The sequence below is a fragment of the Pararcticibacter amylolyticus genome (assembly GCF_003130405.1).
Lineage (GTDB): Bacteria > Bacteroidota > Bacteroidia > Sphingobacteriales > Sphingobacteriaceae > Arcticibacter > Arcticibacter amylolyticus.
On record NZ_QEAS01000007.1, the window covers coordinates 72,630 to 84,118 of the forward strand.

General features: G+C 44.3%; 9 protein-coding genes. 7 read left to right on the top strand and 2 right to left on the bottom strand.

The window, feature by feature from the left end; all coding sequences use genetic code 11:
- The first annotated feature begins 72 nt into the window (after positions 1-72).
- The 5 genes from DDR33_RS09710 to DDR33_RS09730 are packed head-to-tail and all read left to right on the top strand — an operon-like array spanning position 73 to position 4,913.
- Positions 73-732, top strand: coding sequence for an ABC transporter ATP-binding protein (locus DDR33_RS09710; RefSeq protein WP_109415585.1), 660 nt, complete (start codon positions 73-75; stop codon positions 730-732).
- Between the two features lies 1 nt (position 733).
- Positions 734-1,198 (top strand): hypothetical protein, encoded by a 465-nt coding sequence (locus DDR33_RS09715; protein WP_109415586.1) that lies wholly within the window; start codon positions 734-736, stop codon positions 1,196-1,198.
- Positions 1,198-1,800, top strand: a complete 603-nt coding sequence (locus DDR33_RS09720) for an HAD hydrolase-like protein (protein WP_109415587.1) — start codon at positions 1,198-1,200, stop codon at positions 1,798-1,800. The genes DDR33_RS09715 and DDR33_RS09720 overlap by 1 nt, the downstream gene beginning before the upstream one ends.
- 43 nt (positions 1,801-1,843) lie before the next feature.
- Entirely contained in the window at positions 1,844-3,283 is a 1,440-nt protein-coding gene (locus tag DDR33_RS09725; RefSeq protein ID WP_109415588.1) for a S41 family peptidase, read from the top strand.
- A gap of 31 nt (positions 3,284-3,314) precedes the next feature.
- Positions 3,315-4,913: a S41 family peptidase gene (locus DDR33_RS09730; RefSeq protein ID WP_109415589.1), complete on the top strand. Its 1,599-nt coding sequence runs from the start codon at positions 3,315-3,317 to the stop codon at positions 4,911-4,913.
- A gap of 12 nt (positions 4,914-4,925) precedes the next feature.
- On the opposite strand, the gene DDR33_RS09735 is transcribed toward DDR33_RS09730, so the two are convergent.
- Positions 4,926-5,861, bottom strand: coding sequence for a M28 family peptidase (locus DDR33_RS09735; RefSeq protein WP_202913704.1), 936 nt, complete (start codon positions 5,859-5,861; stop codon positions 4,926-4,928).
- 11 nt (positions 5,862-5,872) lie between these two features.
- Entirely contained in the window at positions 5,873-9,424 is a 3,552-nt protein-coding gene (smc, locus tag DDR33_RS09740) for a chromosome segregation protein SMC (RefSeq protein WP_109415591.1), read from the bottom strand.
- A 408-nt stretch (positions 9,425-9,832) separates the two neighbouring features.
- On the opposite strand from smc, the gene DDR33_RS09745 reads away from it, so the two are divergent.
- Both DDR33_RS09745 and DDR33_RS09750 read left to right on the top strand, forming a co-directional pair.
- Entirely contained in the window at positions 9,833-10,396 is a 564-nt protein-coding gene (locus DDR33_RS09745; RefSeq protein ID WP_109415592.1) for a hypothetical protein, read from the top strand.
- 100 nt (positions 10,397-10,496) lie between these two features.
- Positions 10,497-11,480, top strand: coding sequence for a potassium channel beta subunit family protein (locus tag DDR33_RS09750; protein ID WP_109415593.1), 984 nt, complete (start codon positions 10,497-10,499; stop codon positions 11,478-11,480).
- Positions 11,481-11,489 lie beyond the last annotated feature (9 nt).

The window sequence follows — 11,489 nt, forward strand, 5'->3', positions numbered from 1 at the left end:
CAACATCCAACATCCCAATACCCAACATACACCCAATTAGCGATAGCTAATTAAATTCCTTACTTTCGCGTCATGCTTCAGGCGAAAGAAATTCATAAAGCTTACGGACAACTGGAAATACTGAAGGGCGTTGATCTTGAGGTGAAAAAAGGAGAGATTGTAACGATACTGGGGGCTTCCGGTGCCGGGAAGAGCACCCTTCTTCATATTCTCGGAACCCTTGATAAACAGGACAGGGGAGACGTAGTCATAAACGGTACCAGGATCTCTTCTTTATCCGCGGCAAGACTGAGCGCTTTCCGTAACCAGGAGATAGGTTTTATTTTTCAGTTCCATCATTTACTGCCTGAATTTACAGCACTGGAAAATGTCTGTATACCAGCTTTCATATCGGGAAAAGGGAAAAAGGATTCGGAAGTTCTGGGGAGAGAGTTATTGGGCATGCTGGGGCTAGAACACCGGGCAGAGCACAAACCGTCTGAGTTGTCCGGGGGAGAACAGCAAAGGGTTGCCGTTGCCAGGGCACTCATAAATCAACCTTCCATTATCATGGCAGATGAGCCTTCGGGAAATCTTGATTCGGAAAACGCCAGGAGCCTTCATGTGTTGTTCACGGAGTTGCGGGATAAGTTTTTACAGACCTTTATTATCGTAACCCATAACGAGCATCTGGCCGAGATGGCCGACAGGAAAGTGATTATGAAAGACGGGTTAATAATTAGCGGAACATAAAGTGAATATTCTTATTACTGCGGCTTCTACCGCCCAGGCTTATCAGCTCCTCGGGTTACTGGGTTTGGAAAATAATGTGACTCTGGCAGATTCTTTCGATCTTCCGGCTTTTATGCTTAAAAATAAAAAGTTCATGAAGATCCCTTCGGGGGACTCCGGTACTTTCGCGCACGAGCTTCTTACGGCATGCCTGGATCTCGGAATACACCGGATCTTCGCCTTGCGTCCGGCAGAAGTGAGAGCTTTGGCAGAGGCTCGTACCTTATTTTCAGAATATGAAATTGATGTGATGGTCCCACCGCTTGTTCTGCTTGCAAAACTGGAAATGAAGAGCGGTCCCGGCACAATTGTGATCAAAGACCCCGGAACCGGTCATTTGTCTCTTCCCGAAGGTGCCGATTATGGCGTTTTTTTGGTGAACGAAGAAGGTACCGACTCGCATGTCTCCATTTTTACAACTAGCTAATGTTATTATACTCAGATTTAGATCCTTCTAAGAAAGCCTTTGTTTTTGAGCTCGACAATGTTCTTTACCCGGAGCGTGATTATCTGCTCCAGGTGTACTATCTTTTTGCCAACTTTCTGGAATATACAGAAACCTATCCTGCCGCTAAAGATTTAACAGAATTCTTTAAAAAGGCATATGAGCATGCCGGTTCCCATCTCATTTTTGATAAGGCTGCTGAAGCTTTCGGGATTGATAAGAAATACAGGGAGAATTTTGACAGGCTGCACAGGCAGGCAAAGCTTCCGTTAAAGCTTTTGCTTTTTGAAGATATATTAAAGCTGCTTCAGGACATTGTAGTTGACAGGAAGGAAATCTTTATTGTAACGGCAGGCGATCCGGTGCAGCAGTTAAATAAGATCAAACATATTGACTGGCACGGGCTCGAAAAATATCTGAGAGTATATTTTGCAGATGAGGTGAACCCTAAACCCTCTCCCGACGTATTAAGTAATATTCTGAGCAGTCATAATCTGGAAACAGGAGACGTGTTGGTAGCAGGAGTAAGCCAGTTGGACGAAATTTTTGCCCAAAATGCAGGCATCGATTTTGTTAGAGTCTGAAAATAAGCTACCTTGACTTAGTTTTTATTAAATAAAATAACAGATGTGTATTGATACAAATCAACCATTTTTAAAGCTCCTTTTTCTTCTTTTTATAGTTCCTGTGGTTTTTGCGGGTTGTAAAAAGAACAGCCATAAAGATGAGATTGACCAGGAAACGCTTCTTAAAGATTCGGTTTACCTGTATACCCAGGAAGTGTATCTGTGGCAGGATGCACTGCCAGCCAAGTTCTATCCGCAGAATTATAGCACGGCAGAAGATGTTCTCACTGCTTTAAAACAATATAAAAAGGGATCAGACGGTCAGCCTGTTGATCATTACAGCTTCCTGGACCGGGAAGGAACGGTAGCCGGAGAAATCCAGGATGGAGTATTAGGAGATTTCGGGTTTGATATTCGTTATGAGTCGGATCCAGCAGATTTAAGAGTGAAACTGGTATATGAGGGATCACCCGCATGGAATGCCGGCATCCGGAGAAGCTGGAGAATAGTAAAGGTCAACGGCAACGCTGCAATTGACTATAATACTATGAAGTCGCAGAACTTTAAATTTATTCTCGACGCGCTGAGTGCAAAGTCTATCACTCTAACCCTTCAGAAGCCCGACGGCACACAAGTTGACAAAACTCTTAATAGTACTACCTATAGTATTAACCCGGTTTTGTACAGCAATGTTTATGAACGCGCGGGAAAGAAGATCGGCTATATTGTATTCAATAGTTTTGTTTCCATATCGAATCTAGGTGTCCCAACATTAACCAAAAATAAGATAGATGCGGCATTTGCCTCATTCAGAAATGCAGGGGTGAGCGAGATGGTGGTGGATCTGAGATACAATGGCGGGGGATCAGTAGAAACTGCAGAATATCTGACCGATCTGCTGGCGCCCGTATCAGCTAATGGGAAGGTCATGTATTCATACCGGCTAAACAAAACCCTCACTTCCTACACGCAAACCTCTGAATCGTGGAAAAAAGCTTTTGCCAGCGTCATGATATCGACAAACGGATCCCTGGCTTTAAACAAGGTTTACTTTATCGTAACAGAAGGAACCGCATCTGCAAGTGAACTATTGATCAATAACTTAAAGCCTTATATTTCGGATATTAAGGTGATTGGTGAGGGCAGAACTTACGGAAAGCCTGTGGGATTTTTTCCTATCACCATTTTTGATGCAGACTTGTATGCTGTTTCCTTTGAAACTCTGAACGCGAATAACCAAGGGGAGTATTATTCGGGTATACCGGTTAGCACGGGTGGCCTCGAAGGAGATGACCTGACAAAGGATTGGGGAGATGAAGACGAAGATTGCCTCGAACAGGCTTTGTATTATGCGCAGAACGGCAGCTTTAAGCCGGCTTCCACAACAAAAACCTCGTCTTCGTCGAAAGCATCAGGAGTTGCCTCCGGTATTTCGATTAACAAGGCTCTGGATGCCAGGGGCAACAAGGATATGTACTTATTTAAGAGGATTAAAGAGTAAACTAAATAAAAATAGTAACAGGTAAAAAATTATGAACATCACAGGATTTGTGAGAAAGGAAGTGTGGGGTTTGTCAGCTGTGATGATCAGTTCCCTGCTTATTTTTTCTTCATGTAAGAAAGACAAGCACGAAGAACCCAAAGCTTCAGGATCACGCTCGGAATTAACAGCAGATTCGTTATTCCTCTTTGCCAAAGAAGTCTATTTTTGGAATACTTCGCTTCCTTCGTACGACGCTTTTAGTCCGCGAAGCTACGTGGGCAGCGATATGGAGGAGGGCTTAAACCGCGAACTTCTTGCGTTGACAAAATATGCGGTCAATACCTCTACCGGACTTTCGTTTGAATATAACAAAGATGATCCCGGCGAGCCTAAATACAGCTATGTTTTTAATACCAATGATGCCAATCCGATAGCCTCTGTAAATCCAGCTAAAAGTTCTGTCGACCTGGAAGGCCACGGGAATGATATTGGTTTGCAGGTGGGCTACTATGGAAACCAATCTGATTACAATGTACGCGTTCAGGCTGTCTATCCTAATTCTCCAGCTGAGAAAGCCGGGATGAGTCGGGGGGATGTTATTACGAGCATCAACAACATCACAGTTGGAAAAAACTTCAATGCTGATCAAAGTACCTTATACAATGCTTTCTATACTTCGGGTTCCCTGGTATCATTGAAGGGGACTAAAAGATCCGGGACTTCATTTAGTGTGACATTAACAGGAATTCCCTACCAGAGCAGCCCGATTTATAAAGACTCAGTTTACCAGGCTGGTGCAAAAAAGATAGGATATCTTGCCTATGCAAGGTTCTCAAATGAGGCCGACTCTAAAGCGGCTCTTGCCTCGGTGTTTGATAAATTTGCTTCGGCGGGCGTCACAGACCTCATATTGGATCTGCGTTACAATGGAGGCGGGTATGTAAGTACAGCTCAATACCTGCTGAACCTGATCGCTCCCACCTCTATTAACGGAAGTACGATGTTTACGGAACATTACAACGAACTGATGCAGAAGGGGCAAGCAAAGATCTTGTCGAAGCTTCCTTTGCGTGATGACAACGATAAGATCGTTACTCAAGGAGGCCGTATCGTCACGTATGCAGATCAGAGCTATTCCGTTGTCCGCAATACCTATAAATTCGCCAAGCAGGGAAATCTTAATGCGATCGGTAATATCGTATTCATTGTTACCGGTAATACCGCTTCTGCCAGCGAGCTTGTTATTAATAGTTTGAAGCCCTATTTTAAAGATGCCAAAATAATTGGCCAGCGGACGTATGGTAAGCCAGTAGGGTTTTTCCCGATAAGGATTGATAAATATGATGTATATCTGGCCTCTTTTGAATCCAGGAACTCAGAAGATAGTGGTGGTTACTATAATGGCTTAGATCCGAATATAAACGCGGCAGACGATACTCGTTATTTGCTTGGAGATCTTCGCGAAGAGTCGCTTTACCTGGCCTATTCTTACCTGAAGAACGGAAGTATGCCTGTGGGGGTATCGTCTTCTAAAGGCTCCTCTGTCTCTTCCTCTGATGAGAAACTGGAAGAATTAGAATCGGCAAAGAAAGCACTGCCCAACCGGGAATTTAAAGGTATGATTGAAGACCGTTTCCGCGCAAAGTAGCCCAAAAATAGCTTATCTCATTACCCTTTTGTTCCTGAACAACTGTTGTTTGGTCAGACCCTGGTCGTAGTTCTTTACAACAGTCAGGATAGTATTCACGGCATTGGCATAAAATTCTTTATTAATGTTAGCAAAGTCATCAGTTGGCTGATGATAGTCTTTATGATCTTCCACCCCGAAATAAAGGAAAGGGATCTTCGCTTTATGAAACATTCCGTGATCTCCCTGGAATGTCCAGTCATCTTTGGTTCCATTTTTAGGGTTATCGTGTCCCGGGAGCAATTTAATCTTCGGATCCGGGATTAAAAGATAATCCTTTAGCTCGGGATAGTGATATGTCCCGCAAACATATAGCTCTCCCTTGTCATTATGTGAGATCATGTCCAGATTGATATTTAGCCGGATGGAGCTTAAGGGTACAGGAGGATTGGCTACAAAGTACGCAGAGCCCTTCAGCCCCATCTCTTCCGCATCGAAAGCAGCGAATATCAGGGTGTGCTCCGGTTTATTAGCGGCAAAATAGGCCGCCAGATGGAGCAAGCCACCAACGCCCGAAGCATCGTCATCGGCTCCATTATAGATCTTTCCGCCTACGATTCCCAAATGATCGTAATGTGCCGAGATCACGATGACATCATTCTTCTTTCCCGGAATATATCCCACCAGGTTGGTTCCGCTAAACTTCTTTCCACGGTCCTTTAGGGTAAATCCCTGCTTATATGCGTCATGATATCCTTTCAGTCCGATTGCTCTGAATCTCGAAATAATGTACCCCGCGGCCTTCCTGTTGCCTTCTGTTCCTGTTTTTCTTCCCTGATAACTATCAGAGGATAATTCCTTAACATCTTTCAGTAGCTGTGTCTGCGACCGGCCTTCAAAGGCAGTAATCAGTAGCAGGAACAGCCAGCAAAAGTACTTACCCGCAGAAGTCTGCAATCGGATATCCAAAATCATAATCTCTAAGATGCTATCGGATACTCTCTCAAATCCACCGCTACAACCCTCGAAATACCCTGTTCCACCATCGTTACACCATATACGATATCGGTACTGGCGATGGTTTTTTTATTGTGGGATACCACGATAAACTGTGATTCAGAGGAAAATGTGCGGATGATATTATTGAACTTGTCAATATTCGTATCATCAAGAGGTGCATCCACTTCATCAAATATACAGAACGGCGCCGGTTTTAAGAGATACAAAGAGAAGAGCAGGGCAGTGGCAGTCAGCGTCTTTTCCCCTCCCGATAGCTGGTTGATCGATAAAGGCCGTTTCCCTTTAGGCCGGGCAATAATATCGATATCAGATTCAAGCGGATTGTCCGGGTCTGAGAGGATCAGGTCACAACTGTCCTCTTCGTTAAAGAGCGAACGGAACACTCTTATAAAGTTTTCTCTTACCTTCAGGAATGAATCCATGAACTTGCTCTTAGCACTGTCATCTATCTCCCTGATTGTTTCCATAAGGGAAGCTTTAGCTTCCAGAAGATCCTTTTTCTGACTCTGAATAAAGGTATACCGCTGGTTCATTTCCTGATATGCCTCCATTGCCATGGAATTAACCGCTCCAAATTCATCGAGCTGTTTTTTAAGCTTATCAGTTTTTTCTTTGAGGTCGTCTTCGTTCTCATCCTGTGGAACTTCGTTTTCCAGCAGGTCTGCGATATCAATAGAAAATTCTACCGATAATCTTTCTTTTAATGCATTCAGTTCAAGTCTCAGGCTGGTTTTTTTATCCTTCAACTCATTGCCTATCACCTCAGCCTGCTCTTTTCGCCGTCTCAGTGTTGAGATACTATTTTCTGTTTCTGTGATCAGCCCGCGCGATTTATAGTATTCCTGTTCCGCTTCTCTCACTCCGTTCTCAAACTCCTCTTTCTGGGTATACATTGCGAGGAGATCTTCGTCCGAATGATCTACATGCTGGAGTGTATCGTTGATTTCCGACTTTGTTTTCTCCAGTTCGGTGCTGTTGGCAGCTATGCGCGAATCGAGGTTCTGCTGCTGGCTATCCCTATAATCAAGATCTTTCTCAATACCGGATACCTTATTTTGCTGCTGGTGAAAGCGGATATTTTCCTGGTTCCAGGTGCTGGCTTTTTCTGTGACAAGCTCAGCCAGTTCATTGTAGGCCTGCTGTTTATCTGTCAGATCATTGCTCATTTCCTGCTTCTTCTCTTTCAGCAGGTTCAGCTCCGGCTCAGCCTTTGCCAGTTCTTCATTGATTGACCCGATCTTTTGCTCGATATCCTCTTTCCTGTTCTGGCTGTTCCTGATGAAAGTGACGTATTGTTCCTGGCGTGTCTTCAGGGAAATCATTTCGTTATTCAGCCTGTTCACGTCCTGTTGTAAAACGCGTAATTCTTCTTTTTTAGAGGAAGCTTTCAGCGTACCCGCCTTCTGGTTTTCCCGGTCGATGGATGTTTTTAAGCCACTGATGGAGTTTTCGAGCGAGCGGATCTCCTTTGCAAGGTTTTCAAGATTCTTGGCCCGCCCTATTCGTTTTCCTTCAAACAGACCTACGGAGCCTCCGGCCATAGTGATCTTACTTTTTGTGAATTTGCCGCTGCCACTTAAGACTACAATCCCTCTGTCGGGAAGGTTGCTTCCCAGTTCCTCTTCTTCACCCGACATCAGAATAAAGACATTCCTCAGCAGGTGACGGCAAAGTCTGCTGTATTTAGGATCTACCTCGATAATATTCAGGGCAGGAATAAGATTACTTTCCACCATATCGAGCACCGATGATTCAGGAAGCGAATTGATCGCTTCAAGGATGAAAAAGTTGGCTCTTCCTTTTGAAGAATCACTGAGCAACCTGATGGCCTGAACGGCTTCTGCCTGCGTTTCGACCACATAGTGGTTCATTACCGGTTCCAGGTAATTCTCAATGGCGATCCTGTATTCTTCTTTACAAAAGAGAATATCCGAAAGGAGAGGGGCCTGACGGGCCCATCCTGTATTTTTTTTCAGGAACCGTATAGATTCGGGAAAGCCTTCCAGATTGTCAACAAGTGACTTTGTTAGATTATATTCGTTCTGTTTTGCATCCAGTTTCCGGCTTTCCGATGACAGCTGTTCCTTGTAACGGGCAAGAAGCTCCTCTGCTGATTTTATCTGAAGCTCCAGGTCGTCTTCAAACAACTGAGCTGATTCCAGCTCTCCTTTTTTGAGATTAAGCTTGTTGTCAAGTTCATCTATCGCCTTATTAAACTCACCCAACTCTGTTTCTTTCGATTCTGTGTCGGCAATGTTGCGGCGGCTTTCCTGGTAGAGTGCATCTTTTTGGATATTCAGGACCGTAAGGTCCTTCTCAACCTTGTATACCTGGTTCTGAAGCTCATTATTCTGCTTAACAAAGCTGTCAAGTGCTGTTTTGGAAGATTGCTGCTGCAATCTCAGTTCGTCGAGTTCTTCTTTCCGTTCGGCGAGGCCGGAACTGATAGTATTAAGCTTTTCACTTTCCTGAAGATGTTCTTCATTCAGACGCTTGATATTGTAAAGAATGTGATTCAGCTGGTTCTTGTCACGGTCAAGTTCCTCGCTAAGACGTTTTTCTTTATCCTGGAGAAAGCGGAGCTGTTCATTCTTGATCTTTTTCTCACTTTCATAAGCCCTGATCTTAGACGTGAACTCATTGGCTGCCTTTTGCTGGGCAGAGAGGTTCTTCTCTTTCGTGATATTTTCCGACTTAAGTTGCTGTAAAGCAGCTTCAAGTTTATCGATCTCCGCGGTGATATTTGCTTTTTCCAGGCTGTGCTGCTGCTCCTGTTCATCCAGTTTTTCCAGTGAATCGCGGAAGCCCGCAATCCTGAAAGAGGCAAGCTTTACACTCAAAGCCTGGTACTGTTCCTTTAGCCGGTAATAACGTTCTGCCTTTTTTGCCTGGTTTTCGAGCGTTTTAAGATTTTTCTCGATTTCAAACAGAAGGTCTTCCACCCGGCTAAGGTCGGCTTCTGTATCCTTCAGTTTATTAAATGTTTGTTTTTTCCGCAGCTTGTATTTTGAGATGCCCGAAGACTCTTCAAACAGGGTCCTTCTGGAACCTTCCTTGTTGGCAATGATCTCGTCAATCATCTTCAGTTCGATGATGGAATAAGAGTCGGAGCCTACCCCTGTATCCAGGAAAAGGTCGGTGATGTCTTTCAGCCTGCATTGTACATCGTTGAGCCTGTACTCGCTTTCGCCGCTCCTGTACAATTTCCGGGTAATCGTTACCTGTGCAAATTCCGTGGGAAGGATATTTTTAGTATTATCGAATGTCAACGATACTTCGGCCAGCTGGGCTGGTTTACGTGTTTTGGTTCCATTGAAAATAATATTCTCCATTTTTTCCGAACGGAGCATTTTTGTGCTCTGTTCTCCCAAAACCCAGCGGATTGCGTCGACAACATTCGACTTCCCACAGCCATTCGGTCCGGCTATAGCCGTAACACCCTCATTAAAATTAATTGTAATCTTATCACCAAAGCTTTTAAAGCCTTTAATCTCCAGCCTCGTTAATTGCATCCCTTATTTAAAATTCTCCATCCCTGTCCGGGGACTACTTTTCATTAACCAAATAATCTTGCAAATTAAGGAAATTTAAGAGAGTTTTTCAGAACCATTGTGCGATTATCGGCGGCAATTAAGTGCCCGGCAGTAATCGTTTTCTGAGACATAAGGGATATGACGGTGCCCGGCAAACAGCAGGCTAATCTGCGTTTGATTTTGCAGGAAGGAAGTATTATACTTGACGGGAAGTAAGATCAGGAAACTGCGGTGCCCCCAGTTGATCCCGCCCCACAGTGTTCCACCGTGGTACGCAATGTTATGCCTGTCTTCTTCCTATGAACCCAAATGTCGTCAGTGAACAATTTACCTGTCGTTAAATCTGCCTTCTTTCTCATTTGTTAAAAGAAATACTAACTTTAAAAAATGAAGGAATATTTGCCATTTCTTATCGGAGCTGCTCTGGTGCTGTTCCAGTTCTACAATAATTTTAAAAAAGAGCAGGAGAAAGCAAGAAAGAGAATCCCTTCGCAACCGCGAGCTGAGGGCGAGCCGGATGTACCGCAGGCGAAAAAAGCCAGCAGGCAATCCCCAACACCTGTGCCTTCTCCCTGGTCGCAACAGGGGCGCGATCAGCGGCCTGTTTCTCCTCTTCCCAAAGTAGAAAGGAAACCGGAGCCGGTGCTGGTGAAGGAAACATTTGACCCGCACCGTCCTTATGAGCCAACTTATAAAAGAGAGTATCAGGAACCTTTATATCAGCGTCCGTCGAAGCAGGAAACTGTAAAACCGGAGAAGGTCAGTACAATGAAGCGTGTGGAAATCTCTCATCTGGAGGATATTTCCCAAGAAACCTTGTTCTCCAGAAGCATTCATCAGCCCCATCAGCATGGGTTCAAATCATTTCATCATGAAGACGGGGAGGTGTATGAATTTGACATGCGGGACGCCATTATAAAGGAAGCGATCCTCAACCGGCCTCAGTATTAGCCGGACTCTCTTATCTTTTACATTTTGGTGTTTGTTTTTGGCGGATGTTTTCCTTTATTCGTTGCTTATATAATTCAACAGGTTTTAATCACTCTTAAAAATGGAATATAGAAGATTAGGAAAGGCTGGAGTCCAGGTGAGCGCTTTATCGCTTGGAAGCTGGTTAACATTTGGAAAGCAGATTTCTGATGAAGTTGCCGGCGACCTTATGACTATTGCCTACGAAAACGGAATCAATTTTTTTGATAATGCTGAAGGTTATGCCGGGGGCAAGTCAGAAGAGGTTATGGGAAAGATTCTTAAGGCCAAAAACTGGGACAGAGAATCTTACCTGGTATCGAGCAAAGTGTTTTTTGGGGCAGAGCCTAAAGGGCCAAACCGTGTCGGCCTTTCCCGCAAACACGTGATCGAGGGATGCCATGCTGCCTTGAAAAGATTTCAGCTTGATTACCTCGACTTTTATTTTTGTCACCGTCCGGATGTGAATACCCCTATAGAGGAAACCGTGTGGGCCATGAACACACTGCTTCAGCAGGGAAAGATCCTTTACTGGGGAACTTCTGAATGGAGCGCGGTAGAGATCATGGAAGCAATAAAAGTTGCAAAGGAGAATCATTTGATCGGCCCGACGATGGAACAGCCCCAGTATAACATGATCGAACGGAATAAACTCGAGAAAGAGTATTTGCTGCTGTTCCGCGACTATGGATTGGGTACTACGATTTGGTCTCCTCTGCATTCAGGAGTTTTAAGCGGAAAATATAATAATGCTGATCCGGGTGACACCCGCCTTCATCTGGAAGGACTTGACTGGCTGAAGAATCGTACCCTGGCTGAAACAAAGATTGAAATTTCAAAGAAAGTAACTGCAATAGCCCAGGAACTAGGGGTGAGCATGCCTAAGTTGGCTATTGCCTGGTGTCTTAGAAACCCGAATGTAAGCACGGTGATCTTAGGTGCTTCAAAAGCTGAACAATTAAAAGAAAACCTGACGGCTCTGGATGTATTGCCTTTATTGACGGAGGATGTCATGAAAAGGATAGAAGACGTGCTGCAGAATAAGCCGTTTATTCCGCAGTATTAGCTAATGGCT